23 protein-coding genes are annotated in these 23,812 nt (G+C 56.2%); 9 read left to right on the top strand and 14 right to left on the bottom strand.

What is annotated here, in order from left to right; genetic code table 11:
• Positions 1-92: 92 nt before the first annotated feature.
• Complete coding sequence (hslO, locus tag H6F59_RS22680) at positions 93-1,004, bottom strand: Hsp33 family molecular chaperone HslO (protein ID WP_190706071.1); 912 nt, start codon at positions 1,002-1,004, stop codon at positions 93-95.
• 178 nt (positions 1,005-1,182) lie between these two features.
• Between hslO and H6F59_RS22675 the strand changes: the two genes are divergently transcribed.
• Positions 1,183-1,569, top strand: a complete 387-nt coding sequence (locus H6F59_RS22675; protein ID WP_190514956.1) for a hypothetical protein — start codon at positions 1,183-1,185, stop codon at positions 1,567-1,569.
• A 24-nt stretch (positions 1,570-1,593) separates the two neighbouring features.
• On the opposite strand, the gene H6F59_RS22670 is transcribed toward H6F59_RS22675, so the two are convergent.
• Complete coding sequence (locus H6F59_RS22670; protein WP_190706068.1) at positions 1,594-2,067, bottom strand: NUDIX domain-containing protein; 474 nt, start codon at positions 2,065-2,067, stop codon at positions 1,594-1,596.
• Positions 2,068-2,389: 322 nt separating this feature from the next.
• On the opposite strand from H6F59_RS22670, the gene H6F59_RS22665 reads away from it, so the two are divergent.
• Positions 2,390-2,920: a zinc ribbon domain-containing protein gene (locus tag H6F59_RS22665; protein WP_190706065.1), complete on the top strand. Its 531-nt coding sequence runs from the start codon at positions 2,390-2,392 to the stop codon at positions 2,918-2,920.
• 120 nt (positions 2,921-3,040) lie between these two features.
• Here the strand turns inward: H6F59_RS22665 and aqpZ are convergent, their stop codons facing one another.
• Positions 3,041-3,808 (bottom strand): aquaporin Z, encoded by a 768-nt coding sequence (gene aqpZ / locus H6F59_RS22660; RefSeq protein ID WP_190706061.1) that lies wholly within the window; start codon positions 3,806-3,808, stop codon positions 3,041-3,043.
• 292 nt (positions 3,809-4,100) lie between these two features.
• On the opposite strand from aqpZ, the gene glgX reads away from it, so the two are divergent.
• Positions 4,101-6,254: a glycogen debranching protein GlgX gene (gene glgX, locus H6F59_RS22655; RefSeq protein ID WP_190706058.1), complete on the top strand. Its 2,154-nt coding sequence runs from the start codon at positions 4,101-4,103 to the stop codon at positions 6,252-6,254.
• Between the two features lie 4 nt (positions 6,255-6,258).
• Positions 6,259-6,621, top strand: coding sequence for an MGMT family protein (locus tag H6F59_RS22650; protein ID WP_190706055.1), 363 nt, complete (start codon positions 6,259-6,261; stop codon positions 6,619-6,621).
• A gap of 9 nt (positions 6,622-6,630) precedes the next feature.
• On the opposite strand, the gene H6F59_RS22645 is transcribed toward H6F59_RS22650, so the two are convergent.
• From H6F59_RS22645 to psbB, 4 genes are all read right to left on the bottom strand, one after another.
• Positions 6,631-7,608 carry a 30S ribosomal protein S1 gene (locus H6F59_RS22645; RefSeq protein ID WP_190514962.1) on the bottom strand — a complete coding sequence of 326 codons (978 nt, stop codon included), beginning with the start codon at positions 7,606-7,608 and terminating at the stop codon, positions 6,631-6,633.
• Positions 7,609-7,830: 222 nt separating this feature from the next.
• Entirely contained in the window at positions 7,831-8,355 is a 525-nt protein-coding gene (gene nrdR / locus H6F59_RS22640) for a transcriptional regulator NrdR (protein WP_190706052.1), read from the bottom strand.
• 211 nt (positions 8,356-8,566) lie between these two features.
• Positions 8,567-8,665: a photosystem II reaction center protein T gene (locus tag H6F59_RS22635; RefSeq protein WP_073607450.1), complete on the bottom strand. Its 99-nt coding sequence runs from the start codon at positions 8,663-8,665 to the stop codon at positions 8,567-8,569.
• Between the two features lie 115 nt (positions 8,666-8,780).
• Entirely contained in the window at positions 8,781-10,313 is a 1,533-nt protein-coding gene (gene psbB / locus H6F59_RS22630; RefSeq protein ID WP_190514964.1) for a photosystem II chlorophyll-binding protein CP47, read from the bottom strand.
• A 352-nt stretch (positions 10,314-10,665) separates the two neighbouring features.
• Here psbB and H6F59_RS22625 point away from each other — a divergent pair, with 352 nt between their 5' ends.
• The 3 genes from H6F59_RS22625 (at position 10,666) to H6F59_RS22615 (ending at position 12,277) form a co-directional block, all read left to right on the top strand.
• The gene (locus H6F59_RS22625) at positions 10,666-11,004 is read left to right on the top strand and encodes a 2Fe-2S iron-sulfur cluster-binding protein (protein WP_190706049.1); all 339 of its coding nucleotides are present in this window, start codon (positions 10,666-10,668) and stop codon (positions 11,002-11,004) included.
• A 203-nt stretch (positions 11,005-11,207) separates the two neighbouring features.
• Positions 11,208-11,318 carry a photosystem II reaction center protein PsbM gene (psbM, locus tag H6F59_RS22620; RefSeq protein WP_017300174.1) on the top strand — a complete coding sequence of 37 codons (111 nt, stop codon included), beginning with the start codon at positions 11,208-11,210 and terminating at the stop codon, positions 11,316-11,318.
• Positions 11,319-11,500: 182 nt separating this feature from the next.
• Entirely contained in the window at positions 11,501-12,277 is a 777-nt protein-coding gene (locus H6F59_RS22615) for a proteasome-type protease (RefSeq protein ID WP_190706046.1), read from the top strand.
• 62 nt (positions 12,278-12,339) lie between these two features.
• Here the strand turns inward: H6F59_RS22615 and H6F59_RS22610 are convergent, their stop codons facing one another.
• On the bottom strand, positions 12,340-13,116 hold the full coding sequence (locus H6F59_RS22610; RefSeq protein ID WP_190706043.1) for a 4'-phosphopantetheinyl transferase superfamily protein: 777 nt from the start codon (positions 13,114-13,116) through the stop codon (positions 12,340-12,342).
• Positions 13,117-13,212: 96 nt separating this feature from the next.
• Between H6F59_RS22610 and H6F59_RS22605 the strand changes: the two genes are divergently transcribed.
• The gene (locus H6F59_RS22605; RefSeq protein WP_190706040.1) at positions 13,213-14,415 is read left to right on the top strand and encodes an NAD(P)/FAD-dependent oxidoreductase; all 1,203 of its coding nucleotides are present in this window, start codon (positions 13,213-13,215) and stop codon (positions 14,413-14,415) included.
• Positions 14,416-14,422: 7 nt separating this feature from the next.
• Here H6F59_RS22605 and H6F59_RS22600 read toward each other — a convergent pair whose 3' ends face one another.
• The gene (locus H6F59_RS22600) at positions 14,423-14,998 is read right to left on the bottom strand and encodes a TMEM175 family protein (RefSeq protein WP_190706036.1); all 576 of its coding nucleotides are present in this window, start codon (positions 14,996-14,998) and stop codon (positions 14,423-14,425) included.
• Between the two features lie 209 nt (positions 14,999-15,207).
• Between H6F59_RS22600 and H6F59_RS22595 the strand changes: the two genes are divergently transcribed.
• Positions 15,208-16,635 (top strand): NYN domain-containing protein, encoded by a 1,428-nt coding sequence (locus tag H6F59_RS22595; protein ID WP_190706033.1) that lies wholly within the window; start codon positions 15,208-15,210, stop codon positions 16,633-16,635.
• A gap of 9 nt (positions 16,636-16,644) precedes the next feature.
• On the opposite strand, the gene purF is transcribed toward H6F59_RS22595, so the two are convergent.
• From purF to H6F59_RS22570, 5 genes are all read right to left on the bottom strand, one after another.
• Positions 16,645-18,186 (bottom strand): amidophosphoribosyltransferase, encoded by a 1,542-nt coding sequence (gene purF / locus H6F59_RS22590; RefSeq protein ID WP_190706028.1) that lies wholly within the window; start codon positions 18,184-18,186, stop codon positions 16,645-16,647.
• A 283-nt stretch (positions 18,187-18,469) separates the two neighbouring features.
• On the bottom strand, positions 18,470-20,854 hold the full coding sequence (gene purL, locus H6F59_RS22585; RefSeq protein WP_190706025.1) for a phosphoribosylformylglycinamidine synthase subunit PurL: 2,385 nt from the start codon (positions 20,852-20,854) through the stop codon (positions 18,470-18,472).
• Between the two features lie 289 nt (positions 20,855-21,143).
• Complete coding sequence (locus H6F59_RS22580) at positions 21,144-21,653, bottom strand: GNAT family N-acetyltransferase (RefSeq protein WP_190706021.1); 510 nt, start codon at positions 21,651-21,653, stop codon at positions 21,144-21,146.
• 35 nt (positions 21,654-21,688) lie between these two features.
• Complete coding sequence (locus H6F59_RS22575; protein WP_190706018.1) at positions 21,689-22,666, bottom strand: adenylate/guanylate cyclase domain-containing protein; 978 nt, start codon at positions 22,664-22,666, stop codon at positions 21,689-21,691.
• A gap of 137 nt (positions 22,667-22,803) precedes the next feature.
• Positions 22,804-23,517, bottom strand: a complete 714-nt coding sequence (locus H6F59_RS22570; protein WP_242021634.1) for a DUF3120 domain-containing protein — start codon at positions 23,515-23,517, stop codon at positions 22,804-22,806.
• Positions 23,518-23,812: the final 295 nt, after the last annotated feature.

The raw sequence follows: 23,812 nt of genomic DNA, 5'->3' as shown, positions 1-23,812 counted from the left end.
AAAACGAGGAGATGCTGCGATCAGGAGCAGTTAAACCCTATAGGGAGCAATCTGACAACAGAATTTCCAATCTTTCTCATCTCCATAAGCCCTCAACGCCCCGCCTCCTGGCGCTCTTCCCGTAGATCAACGATTAGCTGCGCTAGCTGATCGCTGTCGGTGTGGTAGACCTCATTGCAAAAATGACAGACGGCTTCGGCCCCATCATCTGTTTCAATCATGTCTTGCAGCTCATCTTCGCCCAGCATCTTGAGCGCCCTCAGCATGCGATCGAACGAGCAGGGGCAGGAAAACTGCACCATTTGAGTTTCGGGCAAAATTTCTAGGCCCAGATCGCCCACCAGCTCATCAAAAATCTGAGGTAGCGTCTTGTTGGCCCGCAGCAGGGGGGTAAAGCCGGTCAATCCGGCCAGGCGACTTTCAATTAGAGCCACCATTTCGGTATCTTCGGCAGCACGAGGCAAAATTTGCAGCAGCAGGCCCCCAGCTGCCTCAACCCCATTGGCGCCTACAAATACACCTAATATCAAGGCCGAGGGGGTTTGCTCAGAACTCACTAGGTAGTGAGTGAGGTCATCGCCAATTTCCCCTGAGACTAGCTCAACGGTACTGGAGTAGGGGTAGCCGTAGCCCATATCACGCACTACATAAACATAGCCGTTGCGGCCTACGGCCCCGCCGACATCGAGTTTGCCCTGGGCATTGGGAGGCAACTCCACAGCAGGGTTATCCACATAGCCACGGGCAGTGCCATCCATACCGGCATCTACCAGAACGCCGCCTAGGGGGCCATCTCCCCGCACGCGAATGTTTACCCGGCCTTGGGGTTGTTTCATGCTGGAGGCCAACAGCAGGCCCGCCGAAAGGGTACGACCCAGGGCAGCGGTCGCTACGTAGGAGAGGTTGTGGCGCTGCCGGGCCACCTCAGTGAGTTTAGTCGTGATAACGCCTACCACCCGTACACCGCCATCGGCGGCGGTAGCCCGAATCAGTTGATCTACCATGCGCTGCCCCAGTTTTCACTTAATATTGCTTATTAATTATTGTAAGAGGTTTGGGAGGGCGGGTTTAGGGCAGTTTACCCACCTCTAGGAGAGAGCTTGTTTGCCGCCTCTGTGCCCACATCCCATCGGGTTTCTTTTGGCATACTGAGAGGTGTTGTTTGCGGGCCACCGTCACTCTATGCTAGGCACATTTCAGCACAGCCACCTCCGCATCGAAGTCAATGCCAACCACGAGCATATTCAGGCGAGCTTGGTGCAGCCCAGTCAGTTTCGCCGATGGCTTTGGCCCCAGCAGTTTAGCCAGGGATTGCCCGGCAAGATCCACAGTGGGCTGAGCTTTAACAGTTACCTTGGCCCAGTCGAAATTCACCACGACGTCAAACAGGTAGACGACCACAGCCTTTACATGGTGCTATCTGGCGGAATTGATGGTTTCCATGAATGGTACTGGGGTGATCAGTGGGTGCAGTCGCGACTGGAGGGTGTGTCGGCTCTGCCTTTGAATCTCGGTCAAAGTCTGGCGATGGCGCGGCTGCGGCAGTTTTTGCAGCAATCTGACCTTTGAAGCGTGCCAAGCACCTAAAAGCACTCACGCTAAGGGCACCTGCCCTAGCACTTGCACTAGTTCGTCTAAAAACTGGCCTTGGGCTTTAATAATGCGTCTCTTGGCCTCTTCTAGTTCAAACCAGGCAGCTTGGTCCACCTCGGGAAACTCCCGTAGCACGCCAGAGTTGGGTGGCCATTCTAAAAAGAAAGTATTGCTGTGCAGATTTGCAGGGTTGAAGTTGCCCTCAAAGGCCCAAGCAAAGACTAGCTTGCCTCCTGCCTGGCGCACCGGCTGTAGGGGACGAAAGCTGCCGGTCGGAACCTGCCCAGTTTCTTCTAAAAATTCGCGCTTGGCGGCTTCAAAGGTGTCTTCCCCAGGGTCAATTTCGCCCTTGGGAATTGTCCAGGCTTGCCAACGGCGATTAGCCCAGTAAGGCCCACCTGAGTGCACCAACAGCACCTCCAGCTGGGAATCCTGGGTTCTATACATGAGTAGCCCTGCGCTTTTTTTAGCCATGGCAGCGATCGCGCCACACCTCAGCCCACCTAGCCAGACTTGGGCATATCTTCCTTAAATGATTAGCAGTTACAACCTTAGATAAGGAACTCATTGGACTATCCGATTTTAGCTGGCGAGTCCAAAAACACTTATTTTGGCCCGTCATTAGTTTTCCCAAAGTGCCCTGGGGCAGCCTTAAACCAGCTCCAAACCGAGTCAATGAACCAAAAACATTTTGGAAAACCGGCTAGAGGTCAGTGGCTCGCCCTAGCATATTTATAGCCCAGGTCCAACGAATTAAAACGGTTTTAGGTTATCAACAGAATTAGCAACGTTAACTATGCCTTATCACTGCGATCTTAGCCCTGGCCAAAAGATATATCTTGACAACCCCGGTTCCATCACCCTCATTACCCTAGCCAGCGCTGGTGCTGGCCAACAGCAGCAGTCCAACACTCAGGTGCATACGGGTCCATGGACGGAGATACCTCAAATAATCAGGGTAGATAACGGGGCTCTCCTGCGCTGTGTTACGGCCCAGGGCACGTTTTTCTGGCAAATCCAGGGTATGCAGATTGGAGTCGCATCCGCCACAGCCTGGGACACCAACCAGGCCACTCCCATGCAGGTGACCGAGGTTGGTCCTTCTCCAATCGCCTCAATGCCGCCCATGCCGCCTATGCCACCCATGGCTCCAATGCAGATGGGCGACATGCAGATGTCACTCAACCCTATGACCCTGCGCATGGGCAAGATGACCCTCGGGTTGAACACGCCGACGGTTAATAACCAGAAATTCTGCACCCAGTGCGGGGCTGCGATCGCCCAGGGCGATCGCTTTTGTGGCAGTTGTGGCTATCAGCTGCCTTAGCCTTTAACACCACTAAAAACTGGGCGAATGCTTCCTCCATCCGCGTCAACAATCCCGATGATGGAGTACAGGCTCTAAACCGCTAGGGCAAGCTAGCGGTTTAGAGCCTGGGGTTTTGCGCTAGACGACTATCTTGGCGCTTTCAACCTGAGCTGCGGGCTCTCTATTGACGGAAAAGAAGGTGGCATAAAACCACCCTGCTAGCAGCGCTCCTAGAATAGGTGCCACCCAGAATAGCCACAGCTGGGCAAACAGCGGGCCACCAACAAATAGAGCCGGACCTGTGCTGCGAGCAGGGTTCACAGAGGTATTGGTCACTGGAATGCTAATTAGGTGAATTAGCGTCAGCGCCAGACCAATCGCCACTGGGGCTAGGCCTACTGGAGCACGAAGGTCAGTGGCCCCCAAAATGATCATCAAGAAAAAGAAGGTCATTACCACTTCACACACGAAGCAGGCCAATAGGCTAAAGCCACCGGGCGAGTGAGCCCCAAAACCATTAGTCGCCAAAGGATTGCCCACAGAGGGGTCAATGGCAAATCCCGGCTGGCCAGTAGCAATAATGTAGATAATGCCAGCCCCTAAAATGCCTCCCAACACCTGGGACACAATGTAGGGCAGCAGTTCGCTACTGGGAAACCGCCCCCCGGCCCATAGCCCAAAGGACACTGCCGGATTGAGATGACAGCCTGAGATGTGGCCAATTGCGTAGGCCATAGTCAGCACCGTCAGGCCAAACGCCAGCGAAACGCCCAAAAAGCCGATGCCTAGGTTAAAGGCACCGCTGCTGTCTAAAAACTTACCTGCCAGCACGGCACTGCCACAACCGCCCAGCACCAACCAAAACGTACCAAAAAATTCAGCTACACAACGCTTTACGAGAGGCATTGCTTACCACTCCTACCAGTGAAGTTTACCAAGCCGATTGGTATTGTTCGATACAGATCGCAATCGGCAATCCAATCTTTCCCGGCAAGACTACCGCAAGACTATAAAAGTTTGATAAGGCCAAGGAGCACCAAACCCCTCTTGCCATTGCCACGCCCATTCCCGTAGCCTGTTACCCTAGGATAGGCACGACGCCTTGGCGCCGCAGAATGTTTTCAATGGGGGCTCCCCAATGGGTCACCGGTCTTAGCGTCGTTAACCCTCAGGATCGTTAAGCAAGACAGCACTCGCTATGGGAATGCAAGTTTGGCCAGGTCGTCCCCATCCCTTGGGTGCCACTTGGGATGGCACGGGCACCAACTTCGCCCTATTTTCAGAAAATGCCACAGGAGTTGACCTCTGTCTATTTGATGCGGCTGATCAGGAAACCCGCATTCCTTTGACTGAGGTTGATAACTACGTATGGCACAGCTATTTAGTTGGGGTGGGGCCTGGGCAGCGCTATGGCTTTCGGGTCCAGGGACCCCATCATCCTAAAGGGGGGCAGCGGTTCAACCCCTACAAGCTGCTGATTGATCCCTACGCCAAGGCCGTAGATGGTGATGTACAGTTTGACCCTGCTATTTTTGGCTATGACCTAGATGCAACCAACGATCTCGAAAACCTCGATTTGTCGTTTTCTGAGGTCGATAGCGCCCCGTTTATGCCTAAGGCTGTGGTGATTGATCCCAGCTTTGATTGGGAGGGCGATCGCCCCCTCGACACCCCCTGGCATCGCACTATCATCTATGAAACCCACGTTAAAGGGCTTACCCAGCGCCATCCAGACATCCCAGAACCACTACGAGGCACCTACGCTGGGCTGGCTCATCCAGCCATGATTGATCACCTCAGTGGCTTGGGCATTACCGCCGTAGAGCTGCTGCCTGTCCACCACTTCCATGCTTATCCAGGGCATCTAGCTAACACAGGGCTGCTCAACTACTGGGGCTACGACTCACTCAGCTATCTGGCTCCCTACGGCGGCTATAGCAGCGCTGGACAGACCGGTGGGCAGGTCAACGAGTTTAAGCAGATGGTTAAAGCGCTACATCAAGCCGGCATTGAAGTCATTTTAGACGTGGTCTACAACCACACCGGCGAGGGCAGCCACCTAGGGCCAACCATCAGTCTGCGAGGCATCGACAACGCCGCCTACTATCGCCTCGTCGAAGATGCTCCCCGCTACTACATGGACTTCACCGGCTGCGGCAACTCCCTTAACGTGCGCCATCCTCAAGTGCTCAAGCTGATTATGGATAGCTTGCGCTATTGGGTGCTAGAGATGCACGTCGATGGTTTTCGCTTTGACCTCGCCTCGGCACTGGCTCGCGAACTGTACGAAGTAGATAGTCTGGCGGCGTTCTTCGACATCATTCATCAGGATCCGGTGCTGTCCACTATTAAGCTAATCGCCGAACCTTGGGATTTGGGGGAGGGAGGCTATCAGGTGGGCAACTTTCCGCTGCTGTGGTCGGAGTGGAATGGCAAATACCGCGATTCCATGCGCGACTTTTGGCGCGACCATGACTGTCGCCTGGGCGAGTTTGCCTTCCGGGTTACCGGCAGCTCTGACCTGTACAAAGCCAATGGCAAACGTCCCCACGCCAGCGTTAACTTCATCACCTGTCACGACGGCTTTACCCTACGGGATTTGGTGAGCTACAACGAGAAGCACAACCTGGCCAACCACGAAAACAATCGCGACGGCGAGAGCTATAACCGCTCTTGGAACTGTGGGGCTGAGGGCGAAACTGACGACCCATCCATTTTGGCCCTGCGACACAAGCAGCAGCGCAACTTGCTGGCTACGCTGCTGCTCTCCCAAGGGGTTCCCATGCTGCTCGGTGGTGATGAGCTCGGCCGTACACAGCAGGGCAACAATAATACCTACTGCCAAGACAGCGAGTTGTCCTGGTTCGACTGGAACCTGAGCCCCTTAGGACATGAGCTGCTGTCGTTTACCAGCCAGCTGATTCAGCTGCGCCAAACCCACCCATCCTTTGCCCGGCGTCACTGGTTTCAGGGGCGGGCGATTCACGGGTCAGGGGTTCACGACATCGGTTGGTACAATCCTGACGGCAGCGAAATTACAGACAACCAGTGGTACGGCGGCTCGGCCAAGGCAATTACGGTATTCCTCAATGGTGAAGAGCTGATGGGCTTTGAGGCCCAGGGGCAGCGGCTGGAGGACGATAGCTTCTTGCTATTCTTTAATGCCCAAGCGGATGCTCAAGATTTTTGTGTGCCACCCCTGCTTAAAAACCAGTCCTGGTCAATGGTAATCAATACTGAACAGCCTACTAGCTTCGTGAACGACGGGCAGATTTACAAACCCGGAGAAGCGATCGCCGTGGCTGACTTCTCGCTAGTCGTACTCACTAGCCCCAAACCCACGTTGGGTTAAGACTATGCTGACCTACGAACGCATCTACGCTGTGGTCCGCCAAATTCCTCCGGGTCAGGTGGCCACCTATGGCCAGGTGGCTGAGCTAGCAGGGCTCATTGGCAAACCCCGACTGGTAGGCTACGCCCTTTACCGGGTTGATATGACCACCGACGACGTGCCCTGGCAACGGGTGATCAACGCCAAGGGAGAAGTCTCTGAGTCGCCGCTGCGCCACGGCAGCGACTACCTTCAGCGGGCCATGCTAGAGGACGAAGGCATTGAGTTTGACCACCGGGGCCGCATTGATCTGGGCAAATATAAATGGCGCCCGCCCGATAGTGTTATCGAGCAGGCGCTGGCAGCATTTGGAGAGAACTTAGGCTAGACAAAGAGTCTAGTCAACAGCCACGGCCACTTCTTCCTCTTCATACAGCTCTTCAGGTTCGTCAATGACCTCACCGGCTTGCTCAGCAGCCTGACGACGCATGGCTTCGCGGTACTTAGCGGCCATTTCCTCGGCCTTGTCGTAGACCAGGTCAGGGTTCTTGACCATGTCACCCGGCTCGGGCTCTAGCTGCTTGGTCGAAAGGGAAATTCGGCCTCGCTCAGCATCAAGGTCAATAATCATGACCTTGATTTCGTCATTGACGTTGAGCACGCTGTGAGGCGTGTCAATGTGGTCGTGGGAAATTTCAGAGATGTGCAGCAGACCGCTAACGCCGCCAATATCGATGAAGGCGCCGTAGGGTTTGAGGCCACGCACTGCGCCCAGCACCACTTCGCCCACTTGCAGACCGTTCATCTTACGCTCAACCAGAGCACGACGATGGCTGAGCACAAGACGGTTGCGCTCTTCGTCGACTTCCAGAAACTTGAGCGGCAGGTCTTCGCCCACCAGATCTTCCTTCGGCTTGCGGGTGCTGATGTGAGAGCCGGGGATGAAGCCGCGTAAGCCCTCAATGCGCACCAAAGCGCCACCTCGGTTGGTAGCAAACACGCCGGAACGGACAGTGGCGTCTTCCTGCTGGAGTTGGCGCACCCGTTCCCAAGCGCGCATGTACTCAATGCGACGAATGGAAAGAGTCAGCTGACCGTCCTCATTCTCGTCGGTGAGAATAAAGAACTCGCGGGTTTCATTGGAGCGCAGCACCTCTTCAGGATGATCAACCCGGTTGATAGACATCTCCTGAATAGGGAGATAAGCGGCGGTTTTAGCACCGATATCAATCAGGGCGCCCCTGGGCTCAAGGCTAAACACGGTACCAGAAACCGTATCGCCTGGGTTGAAGTGATAGTCGTACTTATCTAAAAGTGCGGCAAAGTCTTCATGTGTAAACCCGATGTCAGCGTCCTTTACGTCCTGATTGAGCATGCTAGTGTTGTCCTATTATTTCTCCGTAATACTGCGGTTTCCGTGTAGACGTACAAAACAATCAACTCAGATATGTGACAGTCAGCCCCCACGCAACAGCGTGCCGACGTAGACAGCCCGATAAACCCACAGGATTAAAATTATAGCTGAATAGGCGGTGTTGTTGATCTACACCGACAGGATTGGTTTGGGTTTGGCGTCAACTTCACTGCAACTACTGGCTTACAGAGATTGGGCGGAAACCACGTAGGTTGAGGACTGGCCGTTTTCCGTACCATCCTCATGGCGATCGCCTCGATCACCTTGAAGCTGGCTCAGGGTTTCGGCAAAATCGCGAATGCCTTGAAACTGACGATATACCGAGGCAAATCGCACAAAGGCTACTTCGTTCATGGCCTGGAGCTTAGCCAATACCATTTCGCCGATTTCAGCGCTGGTCACCTCTCGAGTAGCCCGCTGCTGAAGTTCAGCCTCAATGTCGTCGACGATCGCCTCCATTGCTAGAGACGACACTGGAGTTTTTTCGCAGGCCCGCACTATACCCCGCAGCACCTTAGAACGCTCAAATAGCTCTCGGTCGCCGCTACGCTTGATTACCGTAACGGGCACATACTCAATGCGCTCGTAGGTAGTGAATCGGCGCTCGCATCTCAGGCATTCCCGGCGCCGGCGAATGCTGCGCCCCGCCTCCGCCGATCGCGACTCTAAGACTCGGTTGTTCAGATGCTGACAGAACGGGCAATGCATAGACACACTCCCAATGGGAGAAAAAGGACCAGGTCAGAATGCCTTAAGGTCATCGCAACCTAGCAAAAATAAAGGCAAACCTTCCCATGGATGGAAAGGCTTGCCTCTATATTAATTAAATTGTGAGAAAACAATCGAAATGAGTCGAAAGTCCTGCCAAATTTGCGTAAACCTCAAACCATCATCGGTCTAAGTGACTAAGTCGTTGGGATTAGTCCTTAGAAATGCGAGGGGGTTCGCGAAAGGCGATCGCAAAGAACAGGGTACCAATGATGCAGGCAAAAATGAAGATGTAAGCGACAGCTTCCATGGTGAAAAAGGCTCCTATCTCAACCGGGTTATCTTTAGTTTACAAGGATTAGATATAACGTGCCCGACGGGTGACGTTCTAAAATCAACCGCCGGGCACCTTAACTCACGGGAAACTAAACAGTCTCTTCTTTACGAGTGGAGGTATCTCCCACCTTGGCGAAGAAACCCCATTCCACCTGCTCGGGAGACAGGTCGGGGTCCACACCCGCAAACACATCGCGGAACAGGGTACGAGACCCGTGCCAGATATGACCAAAGAAGAACAGCAGCGCAAACACCGCGTGACCGTAGGTAAACCAGCCGCGAGTGCTGGTGCGGAATACCCCGTCAGAGCCGAGGGTTTCGCGATCGAACTCGAAGGGTTCACCTAGCTGCGCCTTACGGGCGTAGCGCTTGACCAGGGCAGGCTCAGAGATCGTTTGACCACCGAGTTCACCGCCGTAGAAGGTCGCGGTTACGCCAGTCTGCTCAAAGCTGTACTTAGATTCAGCCCGACGGAAGGGAATGTCAGCGCGAACAACGCCGTCTTTGTCGACCAGCACCACAGGGAAGGTCTCAAAGAAGTTGGGCAGGCGGCGGACAAACAGCTCGCGGCCTTCCTTGTCTTTGAAGACGGGGTGACCTAGCCAGCCCTCAGCGATACCATCGCCTTGGACCATGGGGCCAACCCGGAACAAACCACCCTTAGCAGGGCTGTTGCCGACGTAGTCGTAGAAGGCCAGTTTCTCAGGAATACTGGCGTAGGCCTCATCCAGGGATGACCCAGAGTTGACATCGGCCTGAACCCGGCGCTGAATCTCTTGCTTAAAGTAGTCGCCATCCCACTGGTAGCGGGTAGGGCCAAACAGCTCAATGGGGGTAGCGGCACTGCCGTACCACATGGTGCCTGCCACCACAAAGGCCGCAAAGAACACCGCTGCAATACTGCTGGACAGTACCGTCTCAATGTTACCCATGCGCAGAGCCTTGTATAGGCGCTGGGGTGGGCGCACCGTCAGGTGGAACAAGCCAGCGATAATGCCCACAATCCCCGCGGCGATGTGGTGAGCCACAATACCGCCAGGATTAAAGGGGTTAAAGCCTGCGGATCCCCATTCGGGAGCAACCCCCTGCACGTGGCCGGTGAGGCCGTAGGGGTCAGATACCCACATGCCAGGTCCCCAGAGACCAGTCAGGTGGAAGGCCCCAAAGCCGAAGCAGAGAAGGCCGGATAGGAACAGGTGAATACCAAACATTTTGGGCAAATCCAGCGCCGGCTCTCCGGTGCGAGGATCGCGGAACAGATCTAGATCCCAATAGACCCAGTGCCAGCAGGCGGCTAAAAATAGCAGACCTGACAGGACGATGTGAGCCGCAGCCACACCCTCAAAGGACCAAAAGCCGGGGTTAACGGCGGATGCGCCAGTCACACTCCAGCCGCCCCACGACTGGGTTACACCCAGACGAGACATGAAGGGTAGGACAAACATGCCCTGCCGCCACATGGGGTTGAGCACAGGGTCACTGGGATCAAAGGTGGACAGTTCAAAGAGAGCCATCGAGCCGGCCCAGCCAGCTACCAGGGCCGTATGCATTAGGTGTACAGCAATCAGTCGCCCGGGATCGTTAACGACGACCGTGTGTACCCGGTACCAGGGTAGTCCCATTGACTACGCTCCTCCTCTAGGTAAAACAATGTTGTTTTGGGAATTGTCTTAAGCATGCCAGTACTGATTAGCCTATCAGAATCAGGCTCTCAGTAATGCCCCAATTGCCCCGTCATCCCGCCATTGCCTGAGGGGGCGATGTCATTGTTGGATGCGGGATCATTTGGTACAGATGAGATGTAACAATGAAATTACTTAACGAAGTGTAACCAGTCCCAAATTCCCTCGCAACCAGCTTGAGCCTCGACTGAGGGCGATCGCCGGGGGTTGTGGCTTAAAAACACCTCAGCCCAGCGGCCAAAGGCTTGATTTATCGCCGCTAACGACGCAGAACGCTAAGGAGATTCCCGCAATGGCTAATGTTAAGTTTGTTAACGAAGACACTGAGATTGTCGTTGCCGACGGGGCCAACCTGCGTTTTAAGGCCTTAGAAAACCGGATTGACATCTATACCTTTAGCGGCAAGCTGATGAACTGCGGCGGCTACGGCCAGTGCGGCACCTGCGTAGTCGATGTAGTGGCAGGGGGCGAAAACCTGTCGCCCCGCACCCAGGTAGAAGAGCGCAAACTGAAGAAGTGGCCTGAGAGCTGCCGCCTGTCTTGCCAAACCACGGTGCATGGGCCAGTTTCGGTAGTTACAAAGCCCAACCGCAAGGCGCTGGTTCAGGCTAAGACTTCGAAGAGCGCCTAGCCCTGATTGTTTGGTATCGGCTCAGGGGCTTTGACGCAGCGCTGCATTCTCACCGAGTAGAGTGATATTCTGAAAGCGTCGGGTTTTTAGCGCAGCCAGTCTTTGGTGAGTCGAGCTAAAGCAGGTTTGACAAGGATAGAGACGGTTAGCGTTGAAAGCTTGATGCGACGTTGTTGGGTTGAGAGTAGTAGAGGCAAGCACTGATGGAAGTCAATAAGCTTGGTTTTGTAGCCAGCATTCTTTTTGTTCTGGTACCGACGGTTTTTCTGCTAATTCTGTACATTCAGACCTCTAGCAAACAAACGGGATCGTAAGATCGCGGTTGGGGACTGCTGCGCCGGATGCCGTTGCGCCGGCTAGAGGAGCAGCGGATCGGGCTATGGGAATTAGGTGTATTCTTAGGGCGCTGGGTTAACCGGCGCTTTTTTGCGGTTTTATGGGTTGCGGTGCCTGCCCCATGGGCTATGCGGCCGCCATGACGTACCGTGGGAAACCAATGACCTACTGTTTGGGCATTTTGGTGAAAGAGGGGTTGGTGCTAGCCGCCGATTCTAGAACCAATGCTGGGGTTGACTATATTTCGTCGTACCGCAAGCTGTTTGATTTCTCTAAACCGGGCGATCGCGTCCTTTTGTTGTGCACCTCGGGCAACCTGTCGATTACCCAGGCGGTGGTGCATCAGCTTGGTCAAGACATTAAGCACGATCGCGAGCCCAATTTGCACAGTCTGCACAGCCTCTACGACGTGGCCCGCTACCTGGGGGAGCAAATTCGCACTCTACAGGAGGCCGATCGCGCCTGGCTGGCCCAGGACAAAATTGATTTTAAGTGCAGTTTTTTGCTGGGCGGTCAGGTGCAGGGAGAGGTGCCCGAGCTGTTTTTGATCTATAGCCAGGGCAACTGCATCAAGGCTACCCCCGAAACACCGTTTTTGCAGATTGGCGAAACCAAGTACGGCAAGCCCATACTCGATCGCACTCTAGGATTTGACATGCCCCTCGATGCGGTGGCCAAGTGCGCGCTGCTGTCGATTGATTCGACGATGCGATCGAACCTGTCGGTGGGGCCACCAATTCACATGACTATGTATCAGACCAATAGCTTTGAGATTCGCCATCAAGCCCAGTTTCAGGCGGGGGATCCTTACCTAGTTAAAATGCGCAAACACTGGGAAGTGGCCCTGAGGGAAGCCTCAAACAGCATGCCGGATATTTCTTGGAACCAGGGCGATACCCTGTCGCCCCTAGGGATTCCCGATCTGGGCAACAGCTAAACATTTTGGCGAACGCCTAGGCAGTAACTGGGCTCACCGATGCGGGCTAAGAACCGGTGAGGTTAAGCATCAGCTAGTAGGGCAGCGGGGGTCGTTTGCCAAAAGCGCAGCCGCTCTGGCTCTAGGAAAGAAATTTGCACGGCGATCGCACCCATGTAGCCTGGCTCTGGGTGCCACTGATAGAGCTGCCCTGGATGGTCTAACCTCGTTGCCGTCACCGCCTTCACCGAGGTCGGCAACGAGGTGAGATCTGGAATCTCTAAGCGCAACTCTAGGGCCTGCATGGAGTCGACTATGCCAATGCCGAGGGATTTGAGGCAGGCTTCTTTACCTGTCCAGTAGCGCAAAAAACGGTGGTCGGCCTGGGGATGTGGCAGAGCCAGCACGGTTTCAGCCTCAGCAGCGGTGAGGTAGCGACGACACAGACCCGCCAGAGATTTTACCGGGCGCAGAGCTTCAATATCCACACCGATCGCATTTACATCATCGGCGGTGCTGATGGCTACGAGCAACCGCTGCCCGCTGTGGGACAGGTTGAATTGTGGCACCACGCAAAATTTACTGTCATGGGGGCTGAGGGCTGGCTTGCCCTTAGGTCCGTAGACAAAGGTGAGCGCGGCGGGCGCTTGGCCGGTGTAGCGGCTCAGCAGGTGGCGCAGGCAGCCTCGACTGGCTAGGAACTGCCCCTGGACGGCAGGTCGAAGGCGCTGTAGCTGAGCTTGTTCTGCCGACGATAAACAGGCTTTGAAGGTCTGCTGGGTGGTCGGATCAAGGATCTCGGTAGAGAGCAGCCAGAGATCAACAGCGGGTGAGGCATAGCCCTGGCAAAACTCAGACATAGAGTTAGGGATAACGGGTTTAGAGCAGCACGGGCAGCCTAGCGCTATTGTGCAGTAAGCTGGGCACCCTTGGCACAGCCCCCGCATTTCTTCCCTATGCCTTCGAAGCGTTCTCTCTCTGCTAACTCAGAACCTGCGACTGGCGCTGTGCGAGTCTGCATTTTGGGCGGCGGATTTGGGGGACTGTACTGTGCCCTATCCCTGCACCAGCGATCGCGGCGATCGCCGCGCCCCATCCACATTACCCTGGTCGAGCCGCGCGATCGCTTCAACTTTACCCCGCTGCTCTACGAACTGCTTACCCAGGAACTCGCTCCCTGGGAGATTGCCCCCGCCTACCGAGAGTTGCTCAAGCACACCACCGTTGATCTGCGTCAGGACTGGGCCGAGCACATCGACCTGGCCCGGCAACGCGTCACTTTGCGCCATGGCGAACCGATCGCCTACGACTACCTGGTGGTCGCGCTGGGTAGCCGAATGCGGCCCCCCGCCACCCCCGGCAACCAGGCTCACAGCCTGCCGTTTAACACCTTGCAGGATGCCGAACAGTTGGAGCGGCGGTTAAACGATCTTGAAGAATCGCCCCAGGTACGGGTGGTGGTAGCCGGGGCTGGCCCTAGCGGCGTGGAGCTAGCCTGCAAACTAAGCGATCGCCTCGGTAGCCGGGGCCACGTCACCGTGGTTGACCGCCGAGGCGAAATTTTACGCTCCTATCCCCAACGCATTCAGCGGGCGGCGGCACGGGCCATGGCAAAACGAGGGATAGAGGTCTATCTCGATGCTGCGATCGAGGCGGTAGATGCCAGCGGGCTGACCTTAGGCTACGAGGGCCAAACCCGCCACTGCCTAGCCAACATTATCCTGTGGACGGTGGGTACAGTGCCCCAAGTTTGGTTGGGGGATGATCTCAAACCGACCATTTTTGGCCAGTACCAGGTGCTGCCTACCCTACAGCTGCTGGATCACAAACATGTTTTTGCATTGGGGGATATGGCCGCCATGCCTGCCCCGGGTCGTGACCGGGCTCCCACTACGGCCCAAGCTGCCTACCAGGCCGGTCCTGTGGTTGCCTCTAATCTGCTGGCGCTGATCGCTGATCGCCCCCTCAAACCGTTTATCTACAACCATCTGGGTGACATGCTTACCCTGGGTCAAGGGGAGGCCGTGGTCTGTGGTTTTGGGCTGTGCATCACCGGATGGCTGGGAGGTCTGTCGCGTCGCTGGGCCTACTGGCTGCGGCTGCCCACCTCCGCCCACCGCTGGCGGGTGCTCAAGCACTGGCTGAGCTTCAAGCCTTAGACTCTGCTTAGGACAGTAAGGCACGTTCAATGCGGCGATCGGGTATGAGCCACATCACCGCAACGAGGACATACAGCCCCAGAGATAGCCACGAACTTAGGAAAGCGAGGGGAATGGCGATCGCATAGATCACCACTGAAATCTTGCCTTTCCAGTCGCGCCCGACAGCAATCGCCAGAGCCGAGTCGCGGCCCTCATAAGCAATTAGCACTTGGGTGAGGATGTAGTAGGCGATCGCCGCAAACAGCAGGACACCCCCATAAAACGCCACCGGCAGCGCCGCAGAGTGATTCTCCCCCGTCCACCCAGTGACGAAGGGAATCAGCGACAGCCAAAACAGCAAGTGCAGGTTAGCCCACAGTACATTGCCATTCACCTGGCGCACCGCCTGTAGCAGGTGGTGATGATTGTTCCAGTAAATGCCGATGTAGACAAAACTGAGCAGGTAGCTCAAAAACACCGGAATCAGCGGTTGCAGCGCCGTCAGCTCAGCCTCGTGGGGTATCTTCAGCTCTAGCACCATAATTGTGATGATGATAGCGAGCACGCCGTCGCTAAAGGCTTCTATTCTGCCCTTGCCCATGGTGTCAACGCTCCGTTGCGCCGGTATGGCGATCGTTTACTACAGCAAACTGCTTAGACATGCTGAAGTTTACCCTGAGTAGACCAGCAGCGGGGTGTAGCCATCGCAACAGGGGTAACTTAGACCTAAAAAGCCGGCGTTGCTATGCTTTGCGAAAAGCTGGATTTTCCATCGTGTAGACTAAGCCATCAACCGTTTAGGCTCCTGGTATGACTCGCTCCCCTGAGCCGCCTACCCCAAAGCACTGTGAGAAGATTGCTCGTTTTCTACACGCCGCGCTTTTGAGAACGCAGCAGCAGCGGCCTGACCTACTCACAGAGGCCGGTGGAGTCTGGTTGCAGGCAACCTCTGCAGAGGCGCAGGTTGCCAAGCTGACAGCACTGCTTGAGCAACAGCCTGACTTGCCGATGCCGATCGTCGAGCGTATTCTAGCTAAGCTTTTGATCCCAGATTTCCAGGGATCTAAGCCCTACAGCCAGATTTTGCAGCGGGTGCAGCAGTTGGCGATCGCAGCCCTCCCTAGCGAACCCATCCAGCCCGAGTCAGCTCACATTCCCTACGTCGGGCTGTTGCTGGTGGATGCCGAAAACATGAACCCGCCCGAGGCCTTAGAGGCGTTTCTGCAAACCGTGGGTCGATACCCCATCCGCCACCGTCTGGCCTTTGGCAACTGGCGCAGACTGGGCCGCCGCGATCGCGATCTGTATCGGCGGGGCTATCAAATGGTGCATGTGCCCTCAGGCAAAAACAGTGCCGACATCAAGATGGCTGTGGACACGTCCCTAATTACCTTCCAAACCCCATCGATCCGCGAGGTATTTATCTGTTCTACGGATACCGATCTGCTTCACCTGGGCTACGCTCTGCTCAACCTGGGGGTCAGCGTTCACTGTGTTAGACACCGCGACGACGGCTGGTTCGAGGTGCTCAATCTGGCGCAGCAAACCACTCAGAAGGTCTACTTCGACGCTAGTGAGGGGGCTGATTCGGCACTCGAGTTAGCCCACCAGGTGACGAAGGTGCCCACCCTAGCAGAAACGGCGCGATCGCTCAAACAGCTGCTGACTCAAGCCCACGAGGATGATCCCGATCAGCCAATCACTATGGACCGGCTGGGCAAGCTATTTCGCGATCGCCACCACCTTTCCGCCAACGAAGCACTCCAGGCCAACTCGGGATACAAAACCTTGGGACAATTTCTCAAATTCCACACCGCTTTTGTCCTTTCCCCGTTACCCAACAGCAAACAGATTGCTGTCACCCTCAAGACCGTCGCCAACGACACCCCACCTCCAGAACCAGCAGTCGCGATCGCTATTCCCCAGCCAGAAGGATTCCTCGGATCCGAGGGGGCAATGGAGGCAGTAGCTATGCCACCACCCATCACTGACGCCCACAGCCTAGAGCAAGCGCTGATCACTCTCTTATGGCGGCTATCCTCGGGTCAGGCAGATAGCCAAATTCAGCTCTCAGTGCTGGCAGCTTACTTTGCCCACATCTACCAAGAATCCATGAGCGCCGCACTAAAGCGCATCGGCGAACCCAAGGGTCTGCCGAAATTTTTGGCCAAATGCCGCTCTCTAAAAGTGCAACAGCAGGGCCAAGACTGGCGTATAGCCTTGGCCTGCGTCAGCTAGGGCAACGCTCTAGGTTGCCACTGGTTCTTTGGCCTCAAACTTGAGCTTGGCCCGCTTAAAGGGTTCAGGAATTTCTACTGGATAGTTGCCCGTAAAGCAGGCGGAGCAGAAGCTGCCTGGCTCCTGGTTCGTCGCGGCCAGCATGCCCTCCCAGCTCAAATAGGCCAGGGAATCGACGTTGATTTGGTCGGCAATCTCTTCTAAAGACTTTGTGGCTGCGATTAGCTGATCCTGGTTGTCGGTGTCGATGCCGTAAAAACAGGGGTGGGTGACCGGCGGCGACGAAATCCGCATGTGCACCTCGGTCGCCCCTGCATCGCGCAATGCCTGCACAATCTTACGGCTGGTGGTGCCTCGCACAATCGAGTCATCCACGATCAAAATTCGCTTGCCCTCCAGCACATCCTTGAGGGGATTCAGCTTCATGCGAATGCCCACCTCCCGCATCGACTGGGTGGGTTGAATAAAGGTGCGCCCCACGTAGCGGTTCTTGATCAGCCCCTCCGCGTATGGAATTTGGGACTGCTGCGAAAAGCCGATCGCCGCTGGCACCCCAGAGTCAGGCACCGCCATAATCAAATCGACATCGGCGGGGGCTTCTTTAGCTAGCTGATGGCCCAAGCGGCGGCGGTAGCTGTAGAGGCTCTCGCCGTTGACAATGCTATCGGGTCGCGAAAAATAGATCATCTCAAACACGCAGAGCTTGCGTTGGGTCGCCTCTGCCCACTGGCGAGAAATAATTCCCTCGGGGGTAATCCACACCAGCTCACCTGGCTCAATATCACGGACGTAGGTTGCCCCAATGATGTCGAGGGCACAGGTTTCCGAAGCCAGCACATAGTGAGCCGGTTGCCCCACTTCAGGAATGTCATTGCCCAGTACCCCCAGCACCAGGGGCCGAATACCCTGCTGGTCGCGGGCACCCAAAATGCCGTTGGGGGTGCCAATCACCAAGCTAAAAGCTCCGTAACAGCGATTGAAGGCTTGCTCGGCAGCGCTGACCCAGTCGGCCCCATCGTTAACGGCCTCGGCCAAGGCAAAGGCAATCATTTCTGAATCGGTGGTAGTCACCAAGTCATGGTGGCGGTCTAGCAGTTCTTCGCGCAGGTCGGCGGCGTTGACCAAATTGCCGTTGTGGGCCAGGGCCAGATCCCCCAGGCGGGTGGGCACCACAGCGGGCTGGGCATTGCACACATGACTGGAGCCAGTGGTGGAGTAGCGGGTGTGACCAACGGCAATGTGGCCAGTGAGATCTTTGAGAATTTGGTCATCAAACACCTGTGACACCAAGCCCATGTGCTTGTAGCAGTGGCTACCCGATGCGTTGAAGGTGGCAATGCCCGCCGACTCTTGGCCTCGGTGTTGTAGGGCAAATAGGCCAAAGTAGGCTAGCCGAGCTACCTCTTCGTCGGGAGCATAAAGCCCGAAGATGCCACAGGCCTCTTCGGGCTTATCGGGACGTTCGAGCAACGACTCGGAACGAGTATCCGCAACATGATCCTGAGGGGAATCGTAGGACTCGTCTAGGAAAGATTTAGAAGGGAACGTCATTGGTGGTGCAGGGTGGCTTAAGAACGCAATTGGCAAAGGAGCAAGACTTCTCAACACATTCGGCTGCCGCATTTTGCCCTCAATGCGAGCCCAGCTTCATCATAGGGTCAGGAATTTCGAAGTGGTATTAGAAACTACCGAACTCCCCTAACCTATTTAATAGTTCCTTAACATATGCCCGATCATAACACCTGCCGTATTCTCCGCAGGCGACGCCCTAAACCCGATGTAGAAAGGATTATCGGGCTGTCATGTGGATGATAAGGAAAGTTCCAAGCCCGCCCTAGCTCTCCCCAGCTAACCGCTGCTCGATCGCGGTGTTCCAAGTGGAAGCCAAAGATTTAACCGCATCGGCAATCAACGTTTGACCATCCCGAGTAGCAAGGGTCAAGGTGTCGCCCTGCACGGTGCCCAACCATTGCCACTCACTCGCCAGGTGTTGATTCAGGTAAGCCTCCCAAGCGGACTGATGCTCGCGGCTCACCGAGACGACAATTCTTGCGCCCCCTTCCCCAAACAGCAGCCGATCCCACCGCTGACTAGGTTGATCGGCCTCCAGGGAAAGATGCACCATAGCCCCAAGCTGGCCGCTAATGCACGATTCTGCCAAGGCCACAGCCAATCCACCCTCGGCACTATCGTGGGCCGATCGCACCCAACCCTGGCCAATACCGTGGCGGCAGGCGGCCTGCACTCGCTTCTCAAGCGCCATATCGATCGCCGGGGGTTGTCCAGTCGCCTGACCGTGGACCGCTGCCAGGTACTCCGAGCCGCCCAGGGTAACTAGGGGCTTGCCATCAGCGATCGCTGTCCCGGTCTGCTCCACCGGCACACCCAGCAGGTAGATCAAGTCACCCTCTTGCTGCCAGCCCTGGCCGCAGGTGCGGCTCAAATTGTCAATCAGCCCCACCATGCCAACCACAGGGGTGGGGTAAATGGGCTGAGGGATGCCCTGGCTATCCACCGTCTCGTTGTAGAGCGAGACATTGCCCCCGGTGACCGGGGTCTCAAACTCGCGACAGGCGTCGGCCAGGCCCCGGCAGGCGTTGGCTAATTGCCAGTAGCCAATAGGCTTTTCGGGGCTGCCAAAGTTGAGGTTGTCGGTCACCGCCAGGGGCAAAGCCCCAACACAGCTAAGGTTGCGGGCGGCCTCGGCCACGGCGGCTTTGGCGCCTTCGTAGGGGTTGAGGTAGACGTAGCGGGCGTTGCAGTCTACCGTAGCCGCCAGCCCTCGGGTGGTACCGCCTGGTTGATACCCAGGGACCGCTTCCTGGGGACGTAGACGAATGACGGCGGCGTCGCCCTGGCCAGGGCGACGTACGGTATTGTTTTGCACCTGGTGGTCGTACTGGCGGTAGACCCAGTTTTTAGAGGCGATCGTCGGCTGGCCTAGCAGCTTGTGAAGTACCTCAGTCCAGGAGGTATTCTCTGAACCGGAAAGCGCAATGCCGGACCCAGAGCAGGCTGGCAGGCTGTCTTCGCTCCAAGCCCAGGCTTTTTGGGCGTAGTCTGGCGGTTCGGCCAACAGCTCACGGTGGTAGATCGGTGTATTTTCCGACAAAGCCAGGGCAGGAATTTCGGCGGCAACATCACCCTGGAACAGAATCCGCACAATTGGATCTGCAATCACTGTTCCGGCCACCACGGCGTGCAGCCCCCAGCGCTCGAAGATCTCGATCACCTCGGCTTCACGGCCCTTGGCAACCACAAACAGCATCCGCTCTTGGGATTCCGACAGCAGATACTCATAGGGCACCATGCCGGTTTCCCGCACAGGGATGAGGTCGAGATCTAGCTCGATGCCGACGCCCCCCTTGGCCGCCATCTCGGCGGTGGAACAGGTCAGGCCCGCCGCCCCCATGTCTTGAGCGGCGACGATCGCCCCCGTCTTAAATGCCTCCAAACAGGCCTCCACCAAGGACTTTTCGAGAAAAGGGTCGCCCACCTGCACGGCAGGGCGGTCTTGCTCAGACTCGTCGGTCAATTCCGCGCTGGCGAAGCTGGCCCCGCCCATGCCATCGCGCCCAGTGGTAGAGCCCACGTACACCACTGGGTTACCCAGGCCCGCCGCCCCAGATTTGACGATGTCGTCGGTTTCCATGATGCCGATCGCCATCGCATTCACCAGCGGATTGCCATTGTAGGCAGCGTCAAAATACACTTCGCCACCCACAGTAGGCACCCCAAAGCAGTTGCCGTAGTGGGCAATGCCCGACACCACCCCCTGGCACAGGCGACGAGTGCGGCTATCGGCCAGATCCCCAAACCGCAGGGAGTTGAGCACGGCGATCGGTCGCGCCCCCATGGTAAAGATGTCGCGCAGAATGCCGCCGACTCCGGTGGCGGCCCCCTGGAACGGCTCGACGGCAGAAGGATGGTTGTGGGACTCGATCTTGAAGGCCACCCGCAGCCCATCCCCGGCGTCGATAACGCCTGCGTTCTCCCCTGGTCCCACCAGCACCCGGGGCCCTTCGGTGGGGAACTGTTTGAGCAGGGGGCGCGAGTTTTTGTAGCAACAGTGCTCTGACCACATCACCCCAAACATGCCCAGCTCAGCGCGGTTGGGGTGGCGGCCCAAGCGCTGCACAATATCGTCGTACTCCTCGGGCTTAATGCCTTCAGAGGCGATTTCTGCGGGGCTGAAAGGGGCGGTAGAAAAGGCTGTCATGCTGGCAGGGGGGAAGTTGCCTACCGATCTTAGCCCTAAGTTGTCTCTTGGAGCGGGGAAAGGGGGTTAGATGGGTGAATGGGTGCGGGAGTAGGGCGTTGGGGAAGTTGATGCGATCGCATCAGTAACAATCCACGAATTACAGCATCTTCTGATTGCCAGCTTGGTGGCGGCTTAGCGACGGGTTGATTGAGATTAGCAGGTGAGCCTTGATCAAATTCAATGGGGCTCTCTCGGCTTTCCCTCTGTAGAACCCGAGTGGTGTGCGGATTTGGTCTCTCCTCACTTCCTACTCGCAGTCAGCAAACTCCGGGCAATACCGCACCAGTCCCCAGCAGTTCTCCAAGGCCCCTGGCTTCAGCTCCAGCACCCGAAACGCACCCTCGGGAACAGTGTATTCGCACCGCAGCGCCCTCTCTTCGGCAGGAATAAAACCAAACCGGGCATAAAACCGTGGGTCGCCCAGCACAACAACTGCCCCGCTGCCGATCTGACGGCACTGCTCTATCCCCTGGCGAATGAGTTGTGTCCCAATGCCCTGGTGCTGGTGGTCTGGCAGCACAGCCACCGGCCCCAGGCCCAAAACCATTGAGTTCTGCGTATCAACGTCCTCAAAGGTGACTGGGCTGAAAAAGATGTGGCCCACGATCGCATCCCTCACCACCGCCACCAGAGACAACGTATGGAGCAACCCCCGCAGCCGAGCGACCAGCTTGGCCTCATGCTCGCGACCAAAGGCGATCGCATTGACTTGATAAACCGACTCAAGATCCGCTAGATGCTCAGCTCGAATCATCATTTCGCAGCGCGTGAAACGGGCTAGTGACTAGGGAATTAAGAGTATGCAGCTAAAAACTTGTTCAAATCGACAAAGGTGCCAGCACGGGTGGTGATGGGCCCTTCGTAGCCTTTCAGCTCTACGGTGAAGTGCTTAAAGCAGGGGTCATCTACCCCAGATTGCAAGTATTTGTAGGTAGTTTCGCCAATGGCGATATCTAGGCCTAGGGATTTAGTCGCAGACTCTAAGCGAAAAGCTGCGTTGACGGTGTCGCCTAGGGCGGTGTAGTCGGGGCGATCGCCGCTGCCGGTGTTGCCAACCATGGCGTGGCCCGTGTTAATGCCAGCCCCAATGCGCAGGGGGAACGGCAGCGGAAACTGCTCGTGGAGCTGACTCGTCATTTCGGCCAGGGTGCTGACAGCCTGCAAAATCTTGATCATGCTGGCTTGGTCGGCCCCCTCGGGGCCATGAACCCATACCGTCATCACAGCATCACCAATGTATTTGTCGACCCAGCTGCCATATTGACCAATAATTTCTCCAGCGCGACGAAACCAGGTGCCAATGGCTTCGGAGAGAATCTTTTCGTCAATCTGGCGGGTCAGTACGGTGAAGTCGCGAATGTCGACCACCATGACCGAAATTAGCTGGCGCACGTGGAGCATGGCCGTAGCAGTAGCATCCCCATGGACTCCAGCCAAGGGCGCCTCTAACGCCACAGCGGCATCTTGAGGTGAGAAAAACCGCAGTTCAGTCTGACCAAAGGTGAGCAGATCGCCGTCGTGGAGAATGACCGGCACGCTGACCCGACGCCCGTTGACAAAGGTACCGTTGCGACTGCCCAGGTCGATTAGGTAAAACCGGCCGCTATCAGCATCCTGAAGCATGGCGTGGTTGCGCGATATCCACCGGTCAGGCAGCACAAAATTATTGTCGTCGCCCCGCCCTACTGTCCAATAACTGCCACCTGCCAAGGAAAGCTGGCGATCGCCGGAGCCTGTTTTAAGCGCAAGGTAGGGGCCAGATGAAGTCACAGCGGTAAAGTTAGGGCACAAACTTAAAGACGATTGAGCGCGACTGCGCCAAAACTCAATCTGCGATCGCGGCAAACAATCTCAAACCATCCCTGAGCTCACCCTATTATGCCAGAGATGCAAACCCAGTACCCGTTCTAGGCTAGCGACGCCGTCAGAAAAAACAACCCATCAACCACAAGCGTGCTAAACACGGCTCCCCCAAAGGCCCACCAAGCCAGCTGACGCGAGGTGCTGAGGGCGATCGCCGTCGCCACGAGCAAAAACAACACCAAAATCACGGCTCGACAGGCTGCCACATCTGTTTGCAGAGTAGCGCTCGCCGCCCGCAGCACCAAGGGTGCCGCGTCTGGGCTAGTCAGCATCAGCTGCCGCCAGGTGGGGAACAAATGCATCCAGTTGATGTAGAGGTCTGTGACTGCCGTGCCTAACAGAGACCCCAAAAAGAAATAGCTACCCACTCGACCCCAGCCTTGACACAGGCAAACCAGGGCGATCGGCAAGCCCAAAGCCTCAATTGGCAAATGAATCACCGGATCCCATCGAAACCAACCCCAGTACAGCGAGCCGGTTAGCCAAATCCATCCAAAGCCCACAATTAAGTCACCCCAGAGGCTCCAGCGAGGACGCCGCATCAGCCACGCTCCCAGCACCAGCCACAGAGGGGTAATTGCCAGGCTCACCCAGGGAAAGTAGCGCACCAGGGGGGCCTGCACAAACACCGGCAAAATCACCAGGCTCAGCGCTGCCCCAAAGACCTTGATTTGAAGACCTGATCGTGCTACCCAGCCCTGAACCAGGGCCAGCCACGGCAACGTCTTATCGGAAGCAGAACTGTAGGAAAGGCTCAAAATAGGCTCAACGTAATTCTGAGTGTTTAATTAATCATTGTTAACATAACATGCCCCAGGGGGGGATAGGGAAGCTAGGCCAGAGATCAGACCAGTATTAAGGTTGTCTTCAGATTAAGGCTGCTCTCAAATTCACACTTAATCCAACCAGGGGTTAAGCCTAGACGAAGAATCTAAATACCTCGGTCCCGGATACTTTGTTCGCTCCGTAGAATAGTCAACGTAAAGATAGTTGATGGAGATTACCTAAAACTAGGCAGCTGCCCATGAAAACAGTGTACTTATTTTAAGATTC

Source organism: Nodosilinea sp. FACHB-141 (assembly GCF_014696135.1).
In the GTDB taxonomy this organism is placed as follows: domain Bacteria; phylum Cyanobacteriota; class Cyanobacteriia; order Phormidesmidales; family Phormidesmidaceae; genus Nodosilinea.
Note: the sequence above shows the minus strand (reverse complement) of the source record. Positions and strands in the feature narration are given on the sequence as shown.

Bases quoted from the DNA above. Each gene is read 5' to 3' on its own strand.
- hslO (WP_190706071.1), bottom strand. From the start codon at position 1,004: ATGGTAGATCAACTGATTCGGGCTACCGCCGCCGATGGCGGTGTACGG.
- H6F59_RS22675 (WP_190514956.1), top strand. From the start codon at position 1,183: ATGCTAGGCACATTTCAGCACAGCCACCTCCGCATCGAAGTCAATGCC.
- H6F59_RS22670 (WP_190706068.1), bottom strand. From the start codon at position 2,067: ATGGCTAAAAAAAGCGCAGGGCTACTCATGTATAGAACCCAGGATTCC.
- H6F59_RS22665 (WP_190706065.1), top strand. From the start codon at position 2,390: ATGCCTTATCACTGCGATCTTAGCCCTGGCCAAAAGATATATCTTGAC.
- aqpZ (WP_190706061.1), bottom strand. From the start codon at position 3,808: ATGCCTCTCGTAAAGCGTTGTGTAGCTGAATTTTTTGGTACGTTTTGG.
- glgX (WP_190706058.1), top strand. From the start codon at position 4,101: ATGGGAATGCAAGTTTGGCCAGGTCGTCCCCATCCCTTGGGTGCCACT.
- H6F59_RS22650 (WP_190706055.1), top strand. From the start codon at position 6,259: ATGCTGACCTACGAACGCATCTACGCTGTGGTCCGCCAAATTCCTCCG.
- H6F59_RS22645 (WP_190514962.1), bottom strand. From the start codon at position 7,608: ATGCTCAATCAGGACGTAAAGGACGCTGACATCGGGTTTACACATGAA.
- nrdR (WP_190706052.1), bottom strand. From the start codon at position 8,355: ATGCATTGCCCGTTCTGTCAGCATCTGAACAACCGAGTCTTAGAGTCG.
- H6F59_RS22635 (WP_073607450.1), bottom strand. From the start codon at position 8,665: ATGGAAGCTGTCGCTTACATCTTCATTTTTGCCTGCATCATTGGTACC.
- psbB (WP_190514964.1), bottom strand. From the start codon at position 10,313: ATGGGACTACCCTGGTACCGGGTACACACGGTCGTCGTTAACGATCCC.
- H6F59_RS22625 (WP_190706049.1), top strand. From the start codon at position 10,666: ATGGCTAATGTTAAGTTTGTTAACGAAGACACTGAGATTGTCGTTGCC.
- psbM (WP_017300174.1), top strand. From the start codon at position 11,208: ATGGAAGTCAATAAGCTTGGTTTTGTAGCCAGCATTCTTTTTGTTCTG.
- H6F59_RS22615 (WP_190706046.1), top strand. From the start codon at position 11,501: ATGACCTACTGTTTGGGCATTTTGGTGAAAGAGGGGTTGGTGCTAGCC.
- H6F59_RS22610 (WP_190706043.1), bottom strand. From the start codon at position 13,116: ATGTCTGAGTTTTGCCAGGGCTATGCCTCACCCGCTGTTGATCTCTGG.
- H6F59_RS22605 (WP_190706040.1), top strand. From the start codon at position 13,213: ATGCCTTCGAAGCGTTCTCTCTCTGCTAACTCAGAACCTGCGACTGGC.
- H6F59_RS22600 (WP_190706036.1), bottom strand. From the start codon at position 14,998: ATGGGCAAGGGCAGAATAGAAGCCTTTAGCGACGGCGTGCTCGCTATC.
- H6F59_RS22595 (WP_190706033.1), top strand. From the start codon at position 15,208: ATGACTCGCTCCCCTGAGCCGCCTACCCCAAAGCACTGTGAGAAGATT.
- purF (WP_190706028.1), bottom strand. From the start codon at position 18,186: ATGACGTTCCCTTCTAAATCTTTCCTAGACGAGTCCTACGATTCCCCT.
- purL (WP_190706025.1), bottom strand. From the start codon at position 20,854: ATGACAGCCTTTTCTACCGCCCCTTTCAGCCCCGCAGAAATCGCCTCT.
- H6F59_RS22580 (WP_190706021.1), bottom strand. From the start codon at position 21,653: ATGATGATTCGAGCTGAGCATCTAGCGGATCTTGAGTCGGTTTATCAA.